Annotated in this window: 19 protein-coding genes; 8 read left to right on the top strand and 11 right to left on the bottom strand. The window is 67.6% G+C overall.

Features of this window, described 5'->3' with window-relative positions:
• Entirely contained in the window at positions 1-837 is an 837-nt protein-coding gene (locus N416_RS0105980; RefSeq protein ID WP_024441210.1) for a hypothetical protein, read from the top strand.
• Here N416_RS0105980 and N416_RS0105975 read toward each other — a convergent pair.
• Both N416_RS0105975 and N416_RS0105970 read right to left on the bottom strand, forming a co-directional pair.
• Positions 834-1,256, bottom strand: a complete 423-nt coding sequence (locus tag N416_RS0105975; RefSeq protein ID WP_036457371.1) for a DUF5313 domain-containing protein — start codon at positions 1,254-1,256, stop codon at positions 834-836. The two genes, N416_RS0105980 and N416_RS0105975, sit on opposite strands and share 4 nt — an antisense overlap.
• 10 nt (positions 1,257-1,266) lie before the next feature.
• The gene (locus N416_RS0105970; protein WP_024441208.1) at positions 1,267-1,713 is read right to left on the bottom strand and encodes a limonene-1,2-epoxide hydrolase family protein; all 447 of its coding nucleotides are present in this window, start codon (positions 1,711-1,713) and stop codon (positions 1,267-1,269) included.
• 42 nt (positions 1,714-1,755) lie between these two features.
• Here N416_RS0105970 and N416_RS0105965 point away from each other — a divergent pair, with 42 nt between their 5' ends.
• Together N416_RS0105965 and N416_RS0105960 are read left to right on the top strand one after the other, a co-directional pair.
• Entirely contained in the window at positions 1,756-2,928 is a 1,173-nt protein-coding gene (locus N416_RS0105965) for a glycosyltransferase (protein WP_024441207.1), read from the top strand.
• 9 nt (positions 2,929-2,937) lie between these two features.
• A complete protein-coding gene (locus N416_RS0105960; protein ID WP_024441206.1) occupies positions 2,938-3,132 on the top strand; it encodes a DUF3046 domain-containing protein in 195 nt (64 codons plus the stop codon).
• On the opposite strand, the gene N416_RS0105955 is transcribed toward N416_RS0105960, so the two are convergent.
• Positions 3,123-3,773 carry a TetR/AcrR family transcriptional regulator gene (locus tag N416_RS0105955; RefSeq protein WP_024441205.1) on the bottom strand — a complete coding sequence of 217 codons (651 nt, stop codon included), beginning with the start codon at positions 3,771-3,773 and terminating at the stop codon, positions 3,123-3,125. The two genes, N416_RS0105960 and N416_RS0105955, sit on opposite strands and share 10 nt — an antisense overlap.
• A gap of 71 nt (positions 3,774-3,844) precedes the next feature.
• Between N416_RS0105955 and N416_RS0105950 the strand changes: the two genes are divergently transcribed.
• The 3 genes from N416_RS0105950 to recX all read left to right on the top strand — a co-directional run bounded on the left by N416_RS0105950 (position 3,845) and on the right by recX (position 7,898).
• A complete protein-coding gene (locus tag N416_RS0105950; RefSeq protein ID WP_024441204.1) occupies positions 3,845-5,071 on the top strand; it encodes an oxygenase MpaB family protein in 1,227 nt (408 codons plus the stop codon).
• 177 nt (positions 5,072-5,248) lie between these two features.
• On the top strand, positions 5,249-7,402 hold the full coding sequence (gene recA / locus N416_RS0105945) for an intein-containing recombinase RecA (RefSeq protein ID WP_024441203.1): 2,154 nt from the start codon (positions 5,249-5,251) through the stop codon (positions 7,400-7,402).
• A complete protein-coding gene (gene recX / locus N416_RS0105940; RefSeq protein ID WP_369797570.1) occupies positions 7,359-7,898 on the top strand; it encodes a recombination regulator RecX in 540 nt (179 codons plus the stop codon). The genes recA and recX overlap by 44 nt, the downstream gene beginning before the upstream one ends.
• Positions 7,899-7,912: 14 nt before the next feature.
• On the opposite strand, the gene N416_RS0105935 is transcribed toward recX, so the two are convergent.
• The 5 genes from N416_RS0105935 to N416_RS0105915 form a co-directional block, all read right to left on the bottom strand.
• Positions 7,913-8,143: a hypothetical protein gene (locus tag N416_RS0105935; RefSeq protein ID WP_024441201.1), complete on the bottom strand. Its 231-nt coding sequence runs from the start codon at positions 8,141-8,143 to the stop codon at positions 7,913-7,915.
• A 63-nt stretch (positions 8,144-8,206) separates the two neighbouring features.
• Positions 8,207-9,091: an amino acid ABC transporter permease gene (locus tag N416_RS0105930; RefSeq protein WP_024441200.1), complete on the bottom strand. Its 885-nt coding sequence runs from the start codon at positions 9,089-9,091 to the stop codon at positions 8,207-8,209.
• Positions 9,088-9,765 carry an amino acid ABC transporter permease gene (locus tag N416_RS0105925; protein WP_024441199.1) on the bottom strand — a complete coding sequence of 226 codons (678 nt, stop codon included), beginning with the start codon at positions 9,763-9,765 and terminating at the stop codon, positions 9,088-9,090. The genes N416_RS0105930 and N416_RS0105925 overlap by 4 nt, the downstream gene beginning before the upstream one ends.
• Positions 9,762-10,583, bottom strand: coding sequence for a glutamate ABC transporter substrate-binding protein (locus N416_RS0105920; RefSeq protein ID WP_024441198.1), 822 nt, complete (start codon positions 10,581-10,583; stop codon positions 9,762-9,764). The genes N416_RS0105925 and N416_RS0105920 overlap by 4 nt, the downstream gene beginning before the upstream one ends.
• Positions 10,583-11,341, bottom strand: coding sequence for an amino acid ABC transporter ATP-binding protein (locus tag N416_RS0105915; protein WP_024441197.1), 759 nt, complete (start codon positions 11,339-11,341; stop codon positions 10,583-10,585). The genes N416_RS0105920 and N416_RS0105915 overlap by 1 nt, the downstream gene beginning before the upstream one ends.
• Before the next feature lie 116 nt (positions 11,342-11,457).
• Here N416_RS0105915 and miaB point away from each other — a divergent pair, with 116 nt between their 5' ends.
• Both miaB and N416_RS0105905 read left to right on the top strand, forming a co-directional pair.
• Entirely contained in the window at positions 11,458-12,897 is a 1,440-nt protein-coding gene (miaB, locus tag N416_RS0105910) for a tRNA (N6-isopentenyl adenosine(37)-C2)-methylthiotransferase MiaB (RefSeq protein ID WP_231383994.1), read from the top strand.
• Positions 12,894-13,490: a hypothetical protein gene (locus N416_RS0105905; protein ID WP_024441195.1), complete on the top strand. Its 597-nt coding sequence runs from the start codon at positions 12,894-12,896 to the stop codon at positions 13,488-13,490. The genes miaB and N416_RS0105905 overlap by 4 nt, the downstream gene beginning before the upstream one ends.
• On the opposite strand, the gene N416_RS0105900 is transcribed toward N416_RS0105905, so the two are convergent.
• The 3 genes from N416_RS0105900 to N416_RS0105890 form a co-directional block, all read right to left on the bottom strand.
• Positions 13,456-14,169, bottom strand: coding sequence for a hypothetical protein (locus tag N416_RS0105900; RefSeq protein ID WP_051190188.1), 714 nt, complete (start codon positions 14,167-14,169; stop codon positions 13,456-13,458). The genes N416_RS0105905 and N416_RS0105900 overlap by 35 nt on opposite strands.
• Complete coding sequence (locus N416_RS0105895; protein WP_024441193.1) at positions 14,166-14,621, bottom strand: SRPBCC family protein; 456 nt, start codon at positions 14,619-14,621, stop codon at positions 14,166-14,168. Before N416_RS0105895 ends, N416_RS0105900 begins: the two co-directional genes overlap by 4 nt.
• 80 nt (positions 14,622-14,701) lie before the next feature.
• Positions 14,702-16,045, bottom strand: a complete 1,344-nt coding sequence (locus N416_RS0105890; protein ID WP_024441192.1) for a DUF349 domain-containing protein — start codon at positions 16,043-16,045, stop codon at positions 14,702-14,704.
• Between the last annotated feature and the right edge of the window lie 140 nt (positions 16,046-16,185).

Genomic DNA, 16,185 nt, shown 5'->3' with positions numbered 1-16,185 from the left:
GTGGCCGCGACACTGGGAGGTAGCGCACGGCACCCACTGCTGCAGCGTGTCGTCGACCGAGCCAGTGAGGCCGCCGACCTGCTCGCCGACAAGCTGGGTGCCATCGCCGACCCGAGGGCCAGGATGCTGCGTAAGCGCCGTTGGGCGCTGCGGCTGGGCCTGTTCTTCGCCGTCACGTGCGGATTCTGGACGTTGGCGACCGCCGTTTTGGCGTCGTGGTCGACGCCGGCGTGGGTGTTGCTGATCACCGGGCTGGTGGCCGCGGGTGCCTCCGCGCCGGCGACGCTGTTGCTGCTGCGCTATCGCTGGCTGCGCGCGGCGCCGTTGCCGGCTGTGCGCTCCACCGCGGCGCGGCGCCTGCCGCCGCCCGGGTCGGCGGCCCGGCCGGCGATGTACGCGCTGGGCGCCTCCGAGCGGGGGATGGTCTCGCTACTGGGTGTGCTTGAGCGGGGCCGGCTGTTGCCCGCCGATGAGATCACCGAACTTACGGCCGCGGTCAACCGCGCCGCGTCCACCATGGCGGCCACCGCCGCTGAGGTGGTGTCCATGGAGCGTGCCGTGCAGCACAGCGTGCAGTCCCGTCAGTATCTGGTGCCGACGATCAACGCGTTTACCGCTCAGCTCAGCGCCGGTGTACGCCAGTACAACGAGATGGTCACCGCCGCAGCGCAACTGGTGGCGTCGGCGAACGACGGCTCGACCACGTCGGCCGGCGATCCGGCGAATTCCCCGATGTCGCAGCGACGCTACCGCGAGGAGCTGGCCGGTGCGACCGAGAAGATGCTGGGTTGGGCGCAGGCCTTCGACGAACTGGCCGAGTTGCCCCGGGTCGTCTAGATGTCGTCGCTGCGCTGATCGACCGATTCCGGTCGCGGTCCGTAGCGTTCCTCGTAGGCCCGGTGAATGTGGGCGTCGCGCTCGCGTTTACGTGCGTTGGCGAGCTCCGGGTTCAGGCCGTGCATCCGCAGCATGTGCGTGCGCCACACCTTGTTGAGCGCGTGTGCGAACAGAATCACCATGAACCAGATCGGAAACGTCATGGTGAAGTGCGTCATGAAGTCCGCCGGCAAGAACCAGAACGGGATCAGGATCAGGGTCGTCGGCACGACGGCGCGCATGATCATCCGGACGGTGGCCCCCGGGCCCGCCAGGTCATTGCGGACCCAGTCCAGCAGCGTGGGGGGCAGCGGGCGCCCGTAGCAGTACCGGAGGTATTGGATCGGGCTGGGGCGCTGAGGCTTTGAAACTTGACGCACAGAGCTGACCCTAGAACGTCGGCCGCAGTGCCGGGAACACGGTGGCCGCCACCGCCCGCAGCGTCGCCTTGAACATGTCCAGGAAGTCGAAATAGTCGCGCCACAGCGTGATACGGCCGTGATGCACCTCGAAGACCCCGCACACCCAGAACTGCAGGCGCAGCGGTCCGAACGTCAGCACGTCAGTGCGCTCGGTGAGCACTGACGAGCCGTCGGCGGCGATGCGGTGGATCTTCACGTCGAAGCCCGCCCGGCCGGCCATCCGCTTAAACACCCGGATGGTGGCGCTGCGGCCGTAGATGGTCGGCAGTCCGACATTCTGGTACACCACGTCCTCGGCGAGGGCCGCCGCCGCGGTGTCAAGGTCCTCATCGCGCAGGGCTTCGAGGAAGGTCTCTACGATGCGGATGTTGGCGGTGGCCTCGACAGCGTTCGGCTGGCCAGTCAGTTCGGTCATGCCTGCCACCCTAGGCCCGTGGGGCTGTGGCACGGTAGGCCGATGCGAGTCGTAGTGGTTGCCGGGCCAGATCCCGGTCACGCGTTCCCGGCGATCGCCCTGTGCCAGCGCTTCGCGGCGGCCGGAGACACGCCGACGCTGCTGACCGGGGTGCAGTGGCTCGATACCGCGCGGGCCGCCGGGGTGGACGCCGCGGAGCTGCTGGGGCTCGATCCCACCGCCGCCGATGACGACGCCGACGACGGGGCGAAGCTGCATTACCGGGCGGCGCGGATGGCGGTGGAAAACCGCGATCAGCTGCGGGCTCTGGCGCCGGATCTGGTGGTCTCCGACGTCATCACGGCCTGTGGGGGAATGGCCGCCGAGCTGCTCGGCATCGGCTGGGTTGAACTCAGTCCGCACCCGTTGTACCTGCCGTCGAAGGGGCTGCCGCCGATCGGCAGTGGGCTGGCGCCGGGCACCGGGGTGCGCGGCCGGCTGCGGGACACGCTGATGCGCTCGTTGACGGCACGGTCGGTGCGCAGCGGTTTGCGCCAGCGCGCCCAAGCGCGGGTGGGTATCGGTCTGCCGGGTGACGACCCCGGGCCGCTGCGGCGCCTGATCGCCACGCTGCCCGCGCTCGAGGTGCCCCGGCCGGACTGGCCCGCGGAGGCCGTTGTCGTCGGGCCGCTGCACTTCGAGCCGACCGAGCAGGTGCTGGCCGTGCCGCCGGGTTCGGGCCCGCTGGTGGTGGTGGCGCCGTCTACGGCATCCACCGGAGCTGCCGGGCTGGCCGAGCTCGCCGTGGAGCATCTGGTGCCCGGTGCCGGCCTGCCCGACGGCGCCCGGCTGGCGGTGTCGCGGCTGGGCGGTGCACCCTTGGAGCTGCCGTCGTGGGCTGTCGCCGGGTTGGGGCGCCAGGACGAGCTGTTGACGCACGCCGACGTGGTGGTCTGCGGCGGCGGGCATGGCATGGTCGCCAAGACGCTGCTGGCTGGGGTGCCGCTGGTGGTGGTGCCCGGCGGCGGCGACCAGTGGGAGATCGCCAATCGCGTGGTGCGCCAAGGCAGTGGGCGGCTGATCCGGCCGTTGACCGGGCCGGCGTTGGCGGACGCGGTGGGCGCCGTGTTGGCGTCGCCGGGCTATCGCGATGCCGCGCGGCGGGCTGCGGTCACGGCCGCCGACGTCGCCGATCCGGTACGGGTGTGCCACCAGGCGCTGTCAGGCACTGGGTAGGTTGGGTGTGTGCGCCTGACCGAATTCCACGAACGGGTCGCGATGCGTTTCGGTACCGCCTATGGCGCCTCGGTACTGGCAGATCACGTGCTGGCCGCGGTGGGCGGACGGACCGCGGCGCAGGCCATCGAGGACGGTGTGGAGCCTCGTGATGTGTGGTGGGCGCTGTGCTCCGACTTCGACGTGCCGCGCGATCAGTGGTGAGACTGATCGCTGCGGGCCACGATGCTGCGCACCAGGGCGACGGAGAGGTCTGAGCAGATCGCGGCAAGCTCGGTCGTGGTCTCGACCGGATCGGCGAGCCAGGTTTCGATGATCTGGTTGACGCCGCCGACAATGAACAGGGCACCGCGGCGGAGTTCTTGCGGTGCGAGATTCTGACCGTCGAGAACGCCGGGGGCATGTTCGACGATCGCATCGGTGATCATGTCGAGGATGCCCGCACGGTGCTCGTTGAGTCCCGGGATCGCCGACAGGTCGCTGGTGGCGATGCGGTGGATGCAGGGGTCGGCGGCAATGAGGTCGAGAAATGCGGTCAGCGCGGACCGCAGCTTGTCGGCGAGTGTGCCGGGGTCGCCGATACCGGCGGTGACCATCGCTTCGAGCAACTGGTCGCGGACGTCGTCGGAGACCGCGAAGAACAGCGCGTCGCGACTGGGGAATTGCTCGTAGAAGTAGCGCGGGGTGAGCCCGGCCGCGGTACAGACGCCGCGGACCGTGACCTCGCCGATGCCGGATTCACCCCAGATCTGGCGCCCGGCGGCCAGCAGCTTGCTACGGCGCTCGGCGCGGCGGTCCACCGCGCTGATTCCGCCGTAGTCACGCACCACCTCAGGGCGTTTCATTGACATCACCCTACTAGCGGCCGTAGATTCGGAATACGGTTGTTGTCCAAAATGACGCTGGAGGCCGCCCGATGAACGCATCCGCGCTGACCGTCCCCACCCGTCACCCCGCTGGACCCGGTGCCGTTCCGGTCAGTATTCGCGTGCTGGCGACCGCGTTGGCGATCGCCAAACCCACGCCCGAGCGGTGGCGCAAGATCGGCGAAGACCTGACTGCCGGAGACGAACCGATGCAGCGACTGGTCGAGTGGATGTCGAGTACCGGAGCCGCCGAGACGCGGCCGATCTTCGAACAGATACTGGCCCACGGCCTGGACAGCGTGCCGGATGCGCCTGCGCCGCTGCGCGAGTTCTTCGGCGAGTTCGAGCCGATCCCGGACTGGGTCGACCTGGCCCGGGTGCGGCGGGGCCAGCGAGCGCTGCGCCGTGGCGGTGCTGACGGCACCTACATCGCCCGGGACGTGTCGTTCCTCGGCGGCTACCAGTTCTCCTCGTTCAACAAGACGCTGTTGCGCACCGGTGTGCTCGAGAAGGGCTCGAACAAGCGCTTCGCCGAGACCCTGCAGTGGGCGCTGGACGTCAGCGCCGAAGGAGGATTGGAGCCGCTCGGCGTCGGCTATCAGGCCACTGTCCGGGTCCGGCTGATCCATGAGTTCGTTCGTCGGCACGTGTCCGCGCTGCCGGACTGGCGCAGTGCGGAGTGGGGTCTGCCGGTCAACCAGACCGACATGGCCGCCACCTTGGTGGGCGCGCTGATCGCGCCACCGGCCGGCGGGCTGGCATTGGGAATCGTGATGTCGCCGGCCGAACTGGAGGACATCGCGCACCTGACCCGCTACGTCGGCTGGCTGATGGGGGTCCGCGACGACTGGCTGCCCCGCAGCTTCCGGGACGGTGTCCGCATCCTGTATCAGACCCTCGGCGCACTCTCCGCCCCCGACGAAAGCACCAAGCAGTTGGCGGCCCCGATGGCCGACGATCCGCTCGGATGGCACTTCGGCGCCCTGGCCGGGGTGCGGCGCCGTATCGCACGTGCCCAGCATCTCTCCCTGACCAGCAGCTTTCTTGGGCCGCGGACGATGCGAAAGCTGGGCCTGCCGGTCTTCGTGCTGCCGTGGTACCCGCTGCTGCGGATGCCGGTGAACCTGGCCCGCAGCGCCGCGGCGCTGGCGCTGCCCGGCGGCCTGGATCGCGCGGCGGAGCGCGGGCGGCGCGAGCAGGAGGAGTTCATGCGCACCATGATGGGCGCCGGCGACACCACGATCGGGGCGTCCGCGCACGTCATGGCGGTGGCCTGACCGGACGTCAAAAGTCGACACGCCGACACGCCGCGTGTCGAACTTGATTCGAACATTCGTTCGCCTACTGTGGAGGCAGTTCGTTTGGCTCGGCGGGTCTGTCAGACCCCGTCGCTAGCGTCACGGCCAACCGACCGAGAACCGGTCACCGAACTACCGAACCACAGGAGAGGCATCATGGCGCAAGCGCCCGATCGCGAAAAAGCACTCGAACTGGCGATGGCCCAGATCGACAAGAACTTCGGCAAAGGCTCGGTGATGCGCCTCGGGGACGAGGTGCGTCAGCCGATCTCGGTCATCCCGACCGGCTCGATCGCCCTGGATGTGGCGCTGGGCATCGGCGGTCTGCCCCGGGGCCGGGTCGTCGAGATCTACGGCCCAGAGTCCTCCGGTAAGACCACCGTGGCGCTGCACGCGGTGGCCAACGCCCAGGCCGCCGGCGGGATCGCGGCGTTCATCGACGCCGAGCACGCACTGGACCCCGAATACGCCAAGAAGCTCGGCGTGGACACCGATTCGCTGCTGGTGTCCCAGCCCGACACCGGGGAGCAGGCGCTGGAGATCGCCGACACGCTGATCCGCTCCGGCGCGCTGGACATCCTGGTCATCGACTCGGTGGCCGCCCTGGTGCCGCGCGCGGAGATCGAGGGCGAGATGGGGGACAGTCACGTCGGCCTGCAGGCCCGGCTGATGAGCCAGGCGCTGCGGAAGATGACCGGCGCGCTGAACAACTCGGGTACCACCGCCATCTTCATCAACCAGCTGCGGGAGAAGATCGGGGTGATGTTCGGATGTGGATCCTGGTACACCAATGTCACTCTGGCTGACGGGTCGACGGAAAAGCTCGGCAAGATTGTGAATCAGAAGATGGATGTCGAGGTCTTGTCCTATGACTTTGAAACGGGGCGTATCGAGCCACGGCGAGTAATCAACTGGTTCAACAACGGTAAGACCGAAGAATTTTTGCACTTCAAGGTTGATCGAGCAGGGGGCGGAACGGGGCGTGGACACGCTAGCTTGGCGATGACCCGCAACCACCTCATCCGAACTCCTGGCGGTTGGCGAGAAGCTGAAGACATCTGCGTTGGTGACCGTGTGATGCTGGCTCAGCCGGCTCTGCTGAGCGATCAGCAGTGGGAAGTCGTACTGGGCTCACTGATGGGCGATGGCTGCTTGTCCTCGCCAGTTCGGCATGATTCAGAGAGTGCACGACTCCGTATGGGGCATGCGGCGAAGCAGTCGGAATATCTCGACTGGAAGGTCTCCCTGCTGGGGAACATTCCGCACAGTCGTACTGTCAATAGCAAGGGCGCAGTGTTTGCCGACTTCACCCCTCTCGCGGAACTGCACGAATTGCGAAGTGCGGTTTACCTCGGCGATGGCAAGAAGTTCCTCTCCGAGGACTACCTCAAGGCGCTCACCCCGCTATCGTTGGCCATCTGGTACATGGATGACGGCTCATTCACCGTGCGCTCCAAGGGATTGCAGGAACGTACCGCCGGCGGCAGTGGACGAATCGAAATCTGTGTCGAGGCCATGACGGAAGGAACGCGGGAGCGGCTTTGCGACTACCTGCGTGACAACTACGGGCTGGACGTGAAATTGCGCTATCCGGGAAAGGCCGGCAAAGCGGTGCTGCAGTTCTCCACTGAGGCATCCGCGAAGTTCCAAGAGCTGGTGGCGCCGTATATGGCTCCATCAATGGGGTACAAGCTGTTGCCTCGGTTTCGCGGATATGGCGCGGTAGCGCCGCAGTTCGTGGAACAAACGATGCAGCTGATGCCGGCCCGCGTCACAGAGATTGAATCGAAGACCGATTACCAAAAGATGGATCGTTTCGATATCGAGGTCGAGGGCTCGCACAACTACTTCGCCGACGGGGTGATGGTGCACAACTCTCCCGAAACCACCACGGGTGGAAAGGCTTTGAAGTTCTACGCCTCGGTGCGCCTGGACGTTCGGCGGATCGAGACCCTCAAGGACGGCACCGATGCGGTCGGCAACCGGACCCGGGTCAAGGTGGTCAAGAACAAAGTGTCGCCGCCGTTTAAGCAGGCCGAGTTCGACATTCTGTACGGCCGGGGCATCAGCCGTGAGGGTTCGCTGATCGACATGGGCGTGGACCAGGGCTTCATCCGCAAGTCCGGTTCCTGGTTCACCTATGACGGCGAACAGCTGGGGCAGGGCAAGGAGAACGCCCGTAACTACTTGCTGACCAATGTCGACGTGGCCAACGAGATCGAGAAGAAGATCAAGGAGAAGCTCGGCATCGGTGCCGTGCTGACCGATGATTTGGCCGACGATGTCCTGCCCGCTCCCGTCGACTTCTGAGCCCTCCGAACCGAAGCGTGAGGAGCAGGCGAAGTCACTGTGCCTTCGCCTGCTCACCGCCCGGGCGCGCACCCGCGCCGAACTCGCCGGCCAGCTGGCCAAACGCGGGTATCCCGACGACGTCAGTGACCGGGTGCTGGACCGACTGACCACCGCCGGATTGATCGACGACGCCGATTTCGCCGAACAGTGGGTGCGGTCCCGGCGCGAGCACGCGGGCAAGGGCCGCAAGGCGCTGGCCGCTGAGCTGCGCACCAAGGGTGTCGACGAGGACGTGATCGCCGGAGCACTGGCCGGCATCGACGCCGGCGCCGAGCGTGACCGCGCCGAGCAGTTGGTGCATGCCAAGCTGCGCCGCGAGGCACTCGGCGATGATGACGTGAAGGTCACCCGCCGGCTGGTGGCGATGCTGGCTCGGCGCGGCTACAGCCCGTCGATGGCCTACGACGTGGTCAGCACCGAGCTGGCCGCCGAACGGGAGCGCCGCCGGGTGTGAGGTGAGGGGCCGGCTCAGACCTCTTCGGAGTCCTCGGCCGCGTCCGTGCCGGTGAAGACTTCCTTGGTCCGTTCGACGGCGTGCGTGGCGATCTCAACGGAGTCCTGGACGATCGCGCTGACTCCACCGGAGATGTCCCCACGAATGATGTCGCCGGCGTCCTCGACGATGTCCGAGGCCTTCTCGACGGCGTGTGCGGCGATGTCGCGCGCAGCGTTGAATGCGTCCTTGGGGGTGATGGCCATCCGAGTCTCCTGTCGTTAGCTGTCGAGTCCGACTCTAGACGCCGGACACCGTGCGCGCAGTCCCTAAACGACCCGGGTGCCCGGGGTACCCTCCGGCTCAATTGTGGCTGCCCCCAAGGGGGAGTGGCGGGCTTGGCGCAGCCGCCGCTCCAGTCCGATGGCACCTGCCGAGAGCGCCAGATTTCCGGTGATCATCAGCGCCGCGATCACCAGCAATGCGGGCAGGTAATTGCTGTACTGGGAGCCGACGACGGTGCCTTGGCGCACCATCTCCACAAACGTGATCTGGTAGCCGATCGCGGTGTCTTTGAGCACCACCACCAGTTGTGACACCAGCACCGGCAGCATCGCGGTGACGGCTTGCGGCAACAGGACCAGTCGCATCGAGGCGCCCCAGCCCAGCCCCAGCGCAGCGGCCGCCTCGGACTGACCGGCGGGCAGGGCCTTGACCCCGGCGCGCACGATCTCGGCGATGACGGCGCCGTTGTAGAGGGTCAGCCCGGTGACGACCCCGGCCAGCGCGATCTGTTGCGGCGGGAAGACGTTGAGCAGCCCGTAGATGAAATAGGCGAAGATCATCATGATCAGCACTGGAATCGCCCGGAAGAACTCCACGATCACCGCGCAACTCCAGCGCAACGGTCTGATCTGCGAGAGCCGGCCGACCCCGAGCCCGACGCCGAGGATCAGCGCGAGCCCGATCGACCAGGCGGCCGCGGTCAGTGTGCCCACCACCCCGGGCAGCACGTAGGTGCGCCACAGGTCCGCGGTCAGAAACGGCGTCCACTTCTCCGCGGTCAGCTGGCCTTTGGCTGACAACCGCGAATAGATCACCCACCCAAGCAGTCCGGCAACCACGACTGTCGCCACCGACAAAGCGTGGTAGCGGGCGCGGGCGCGGGGCCCCGGCGTGTCGAACAGCACCGTCGCGCGCGGCGCGGGCCTCATCGCGACACCGCCCAGCGGCGGTCCAGATATCCGAACACCAGGCCCAACGGAAGGGTCAGTACGACGAATCCGGTGGCGAACACCGCACCGACCCCGAGCAGCGCCGCGGTGTTCTCGGTCATCGACTTCATCAGCAGCGCCGCCTCGGCAACCCCGATCGCTGAGGCCAAGGTGGTGTTTTTCGTCAGCGCGATCAGTACCGAGCCCAGCGGGATGATCACCGCTCGAAAAGCCTGGGGGAGCAGGATGATCCGAAGATTCTGAGTGAAGCTCAACCCCAGTGAGCGGGCCGCCTCGGCCTGGCCGATGCCCACCGTGTTGACGCCGGAGCGCACCGCCTCGCACACGAACGACGCCGTGTACACACCCAGTCCTAGTACGGCCAGGCGAAAGTTGCTGTCGTCGATCGACGTCGGCGACTGCGGATCGGTCAGCGAGACTCCCAGTGTCTGAGCCAGTCCGAACGAGCACAGCAATAACAGCAGGGTCAGCGGGGTGTTGCGCACCAGATGGACATAGCCGCCGCCGATCCACCGCAGTACCGGGACCGGGGCCAGCCGCATGGCGGCCAACCCGGTACCCAAGGCCAGTGCGAGCGTGCCGGACAGCACCGCCAACTCGACGGTGACAGTGAAGGATTGGAGGATCTGTCCTCGATACTCGGCGAACATCATCGCTCGATCGGCGGCGGCTCGGGCACCGCGAAGCCGGCCGGGCCGAAGTTGTCCACGAACGCCGCTCGCCACGAACCGTCGCGTTCCATCTCCTCGAGGGCGTCGTTGATCCGCCGGCGTAACCCGTCGTTGCCCTTTTGCACACCTATCCCGTAGAGCTCCTTTGAGAAGCGTTCGCCGACCAGCTTGAAGGTCCCGGGACTCTGCGCGGCGTAACCGGCCAAGATGACGTCATCGGTGGTCACCGCGTCGATCGCGCCGTTGCGCAGTGCCTCCACGCACGCCGAATAGGTGTCGTAGCGCTGCAGCTGCACCCCGGGATAGCGGTCTTTGATCCGTTGCGCGGGGGTGGAGCCCGAGACCGAGCACAGTTTCTTGTGCCGCTGCAGTGATGCGCTGCCGGTGATGTCGGTGTTGTCGGCCCGCACCAGCAGCGACTGGCCGGTGAGCAGGTAGGGGCCGGCGAAGTCGACCTTCTGACGCCGGGAGTCGGTGATCGAATAGGTGGCCACCAGGTAATCGACCTGGCCATTGCGCAGCAGCATCTCGCGCTGACCGGACGGGGCTTCGATCCAGGTGATGCGGTCGGGCGGGTAGCCCAGTCGGGCCGCCACGTAGCGGGCCACCTCGACATCGAATCCGCCGAGCGTGCCGTCGGGCTTCTTGACGCTCAAGCCGGGTTGGTCGAACTTGACGCCGACGGTGATCTTGCCGCTGTCGTGCGCGGTACACGCCGTGCAGAGCGCGGCCAATGCGGACACCACTGACAGGACCGCCCAGGACCGTGCCAGCACGTGCAGGGTTCGCGCCGCTGGCATCAGTGGTCGAGGACCTTTGCGAGAAAGTCTTGGGCCCGTGCGGATTTCGGCGCGCCAAAGAACTCTGCGGGGGCGGCTTCCTCGACGATGGCGCCGTCAGCCATGAACACCACCCGGTCAGCTGCACGGCGGGCGAAGCCCATCTCGTGGGTGACCACCACCATGGTCATCCCGTCGTCGGCCAGCGCGGTCATCACATCGAGCACCTCGCTGATCATCTCCGGGTCCAGGGCACTGGTCGGCTCGTCGAACAGCATCACCTTCGGGTTCATCGCCAACGAACGTGCGATCGCCACCCGCTGTTGCTGTCCGCCGGACAACTGTGCGGGGTGTTTGTGGGCCTGGTCGGCCACCCCAACCCGCTCCAGCAGCGCCATCGCCTGGTGCTGTGCCTGCGTTCGGGGCATCTTGTGCACCTTCATCGGTGCCAGTGTGACGTTGTCCAGGATGGTCTTGTGCGGAAACAGGTTGAACGACTGGAACACCATGCCGACCTGGGCCCGCAGCCGGGCCAGCGCCGCACCCTCGGCCGGCAGCGGCTGGCCGTCGACGGCTATCGCGCCGGAGTCGACGACTTCTAGCCGGTTGATGGTGCGGCACAGGGTGGACTTGCCCGACCCCGACGGGCCCAGGATCGCCACCACCTCGCCGCGAGCGACCTCGAGGTTGACGTCTTTGAGCACGTGCAGGCCGCCGAAGTACTTGTTGACGTGGTGGATGGCGATCATCGGCACCAGATCCGGCCCGCCGCTGGTCATGGGACCTGACCCTACCCAGGAAGACGTGGCGCGAGCGCCGCTATCGGCCTGGTCACTCCGATCGACTCGCCCGCCGTACCATAGACCGGGTGAGTTTGCCGGTGTTTTCCGAACAGATGCGCACCTACGAGGTGCGTACCTACGGCTGTCAGATGAATGTGCACGACTCCGAACGCATTGCCGGCATGCTCGAGCAGGCCGGTTACCGGCGGGCAGCCGATGACGCCGACGCCGACCTGGTGGTGTTCAACACCTGCGCGGTGCGGGAGAACGCCGACAACAAGCTCTACGGCAACTTGAGTCACCTGGCCCCCAACAAGCGCAGCAACCCCGACATGCAGATCGCCGTCGGGGGCTGCCTGGCCCAGAAGGACAAGGACAGCGTGCTGAGCCGCGCGCCGTGGGTGGACGTCGTCTTCGGCACCCACAACCTGGGATCGTTGCCGGCATTGCTGGAGCGCGCCCGGCACAACCGGAGCGCCCAGGTGGAGATCGTCGAATCGCTGCGGGAATTCCCGTCGTCGCTGCCCGCCGCGCGGGACTCGGCCTATGCGGCGTGGGTGTCCATCTCGGTGGGCTGTAACAACAGTTGCACCTTCTGCATCGTGCCGTCGTTGCGTGGCCGGGAAGTGGATCGCAATCCCGAGGACATCCTCGCCGAAGTGCGGGCGCTGGCCGCCGAAGGCGTTCTCGAGGTAACCCTGCTGGGCCAGAACGTCAACGCCTACGGCGTCTCCTTCGCCGACCCGCAACTGCCGCGCGACCGCGGTGCATTCGCGTCGCTGCTGCGGGCCTGCGGAGACATCGACGGCCTGGAGCGGGTCCGCTTCACCTCGCCGCATCCGGCCGAATTCACCGACGACGTCATCGAGGCGATGGCCCAGACCCCCAACGTGTGCCCCACACTGCACATGCCGCTGCAGTCCGGCTCGGACAGAGTGTTGCGGGCGATGCGCCGCTCCTATCGCGCCGAGCGTTATCTGGGCATCCTCGACAGGGTTCGGGCCGCCATTCCGGACGCCGCCATCACCACCGACCTGATCGTCGGTTTCCCCGGTGAGACCGAGCAGGACTTCGACGAGACCCTTGAGGTGGTGGCCGCCGCGCGATTCTCGGCCGCATTCACCTTCCAGTACTCCAAGCGGCCCGGAACACCGGCCGCCGAGCTTGCCGATCAGCTGCCCAAAGAGGTTGTCCAGCAACGCTACGACCGGCTGATCGAGCTGCAGGAACAGATCTCCTGGGACGAGAACAAGGCCCAGATCGGGCGCACCGTCGAACTGCTGGTGGCAGTCGGTGAAGGCCGCAAGGACGCCCAGACGGCGCGGATGAGCGGCCGAGCGCGCGACGGCCGGCTGGTGCACTTCGCCCCGGGGACCGCACAGGTGCGCCCCGGTGACGTGGTGACCACGACGGTCACCGGAGCGGCACCGCACCACCTGCTCGCTGACGGTGCCCTGCTGAGCCATCGGCGTACCAGGGCCGGTGACAGCCATGCCGAACCAACGCCCGGTGTCGGACTGGGCATGCCGAAGATGCCGGGGGTGGCGCGATGAGAGGCAACCGAGACAATCAGCACAACTTCGAGGCCTACCGCGCCGACATCGAGGCCGCTGAGCGGCGTGTCGCCGGGGAAATCGACCCCGGCGGCAGGGGGCTGGTCGTCGCGATCTGCGTCTTCGTGCTGCTCGGCTCGTTCCTGCTGCCGCACACCGGTTCCGTCCGCGGCTGGGATGTCCTGTTTCCCGGCCAGGGCACCGACGAAGCTCTGGTGACGCTGCCGTCGCAGCTGTTCATGTGGCTGGCGTTGGTATTCGGGGTGGGGTTCTCGCTGCTGGCCCTGGTGACCCGGCGCTGGACGGTGGCCTGGGTGGCACTGGCGGGTTCGGCGGTGGCCTCCGCAGCCGGACTCCTGGCCGTGTGGTCTCGTCAGACCGCGGTGCCGGGCGACCCGGGCCCGGGCATCGGGCTGATCCTGGCTTGGATCACGCTGATCGTGCTGACGTTCCACTGGGCCCGCGTGGTCTGGTCACGCACCGCCCTGCAGCTCGCGGCCGAGGCCCAGCGCCGGCAGAGCACCGCGCAGCTGCAGTCACGAAACCTGTTGGACGATCTCAGCCGTCCCGAGGACCCGCCGCCGAGCGAGTAGTTCTGGCCCCGGCCCGGCCTTCGCGGCTTCCGCGATAGGCGCGGGCGCGCAACTCGGCGAGCCACCCGGGACGCAGTTGAACCCCCGGCGCGGTGTGCACGATCGGGTCGAACGAGACGTCGTGGCCCGCCCCGTCGGTCTCCTCATGTCTGTGCAGAACCAGGTAGGCCAGCGGTCGGAATTCGCCGGTACCGCAGGCCTGGTCGATTTCGAAGCGGATATGGCCGCCGTCGAGTTGCTTGCGGATGCTGCTCAACGCCAATCCGTAGCCGTCCACCCGCGTCGTCAGCCGGGCTCGCAGCCACCACAGCTGCTCTCGATACTGCAGCGGCATGAGGGTGGTCATCCGCAGCCCCGACCACGACACCGCGGGCCGTACGCCCAGCGTTCGGCCGATCACCCCGGAGCCCGCCGAGACCAGCAAGATGTCCCAGCAACTGGGGTCATGCTGCGGCTCCGGAATCTGAAGCGCCAGGCCGACGGCGTCGGGCAGCCGGCCAGGCGTGCCCGTGGCTTTGGAGATCCGGGCAACGACGGGGGCTGACGGCACCGGCAGACCTTCGTCTGCCGGTGCGTCGCGTTCCAGAGAGCCCGTCGCCAGCACACCGTCGGGATGGAAAAACCGGCGATGCCGCAGCGCGGCGCCCCAGCGGAACACCCACCTGGCCGGGTCGATCATTGGCGCGGTACATCTCCGCGCCAACCACCGGTTTCGGCGGGCTGGCTCTCGATGAAGTCCTTGAACCGCTTGAGATCCGCATGGACACGGTGGTCGAGGATGTTCAGCTTGTCGGCCACGTTCTCCAGCACACCATCGGGGTCGATGTCCATCTGCGTAGTCACCCGGGTGGTGCCATCGTCGATCTTGTGGAAGGTGACCACGCCGCCGTGGCTCGGGCCGCTGTCGGAACGCCACGCGACCCGTTCTTCGGGGTGTTGCTCGGTGATCGTCGCGTCGAACTCACGCGACGCCGGGCCTACCTTGATTTTCCAGTGCAGGTGGGTGGCGTCGCGTTGCTGTACCTGTTCGACGCCCTCCATGAACTTCGGGAACGACTCGAACTGGGTCCATTGGTTGTAGACCGTCCGGATCGGGCGCTTGACGTCGAGTGCTGCGGTGATATTGCTCATGCGTCACCTCCAGTGAGTTGGTTGTTGTCTCACTGGGGGTGGTAGCCCGGCGGTGCCGATGCTCAAACATCGGCAGGTGGTCAGCGCCGGTTGAGCGCCTGTTCGGCGGCCTGGGCCCATTGCCGCCACTGCTCGGCGTTGGCGGTGGCCTCGGCGGCCTCCTTGTCCCGGCCCGCGGCCTGGGCCTTGAGCGCCTGACGTTCGAACTGTTCGGCGCGGGTGCGGAACTGCGCGGCCCGGGCTTCTGCTTCGGGATCCACCACGGCGGCCTCTGCGGCAGCACCGGCGTCGCGGACCTTCTTCTCCACCGCCCGCAGTCGCCGTTCCAACTCGGCGGAACGCTCCCGGGGCGCCTTGCCCAGGTCGTCCCACTTGGTGACGATCGAGCGCAGCGCGGCGCGCGCGGCGTTCTGGTTGGTCGGGTCGATCCGCTCCGCCTCGGCCAGCAGGGCCTCCTTGGCGGTGGCATTGGCCTCCAGTTCGGCGTCGCGTTCGGCGTTCGCGGCGTTGCGGGCTGAGAAGAACGTGTCCTGGGCGGCCTTGAACCGCTGCCACAGTGCCTCATCGACGTCCTTGGAGGCCCGCCCCGTCGTTTTCCAGGTGGCCAGCAGCTGCCGGAACGTGGCACTGGTGGACGCCCAGTCGGTGGACCCCGACAGCTCCTCGGCCCGCTTGCACAGTCGTTCCTTCTCCTCGCGCGCCCCGGCGCGGCCGCGATCGAGGTCGGCGAAGTGCGAGCCGCGGCGCCGGTTGAAGCCGTCGCGGGCCGCGGCGTAGCGCTTCCACAGCGCGTCGTCGACCTTGCGGTCCAGGCCGGTGATGGTGCGCCATTCGTCGAGAATGGCGCGCAGTCGGTCGCCGGTGGCCTTCCACTGTGTCGAGGTCGCGGCCAACTCCTCGGCTTCGGCGGCCAGCGCCTCCTTGCGTGCGGTCGCCGCCGCTCGATGCTCATCGCGCTGCGCACGGCCGGCCGCGGCGACGCTGTCGGCGTGCTCGCTAACCGCCGCGATCCGAGCGGCCAGCGCCTCTACGTCCCCGAGGACGCTGGCCGTCGGCAACTGCTCGGCCAGCGCCGCAGCGGATGCCTTGATCTTGCGGGCGTCGCCGCTGCCGGACGACAACCGCTCCTCGAGCAGGGTCACCTCGGTGCTCAGGTCGTCGTACCGGCGGCCGAAGTGGGCGAACGCGGCCTCGGGGTCGCCGGCCTGCCAGGAGCCGATCTGACGCTCACCGGTCGACGTGACCAGCCACACCGTGCCGTCGTCGTCGATCCGCCCGAATCGGTGCGGGTCAACGGTGGGCGGCCCGATAACGGCCGGGGCAGGCCGGGCACCGGGCTTCGGCCCGAGGTGGGCACCGGGCCTGGGACCGGGACGGGGCCCCGGCCGGGGGGTGGGGGCGGGTGAACCGCTGTCAGTGGTCATCGCTGTCGTCACCTAACCCTTCGCGGGGTAACCCGCGCATCTGCCGCGCACCGCGGCGCCTTCGATCTGCCTAGAGGCATTCAAGAGTATTCAAGCAGTTGCCCGCCACACTGTGCCGCCAACTCGGCGGTTCAGCGAGG

It is taken from the genome of Mycobacterium sp. UM_WGJ (assembly GCF_000455125.1).
Classification (GTDB): domain Bacteria; phylum Actinomycetota; class Actinomycetes; order Mycobacteriales; family Mycobacteriaceae; genus Mycobacterium.
Note: the sequence above shows the minus strand (reverse complement) of the source record. Positions and strands in the feature narration are given on the sequence as shown.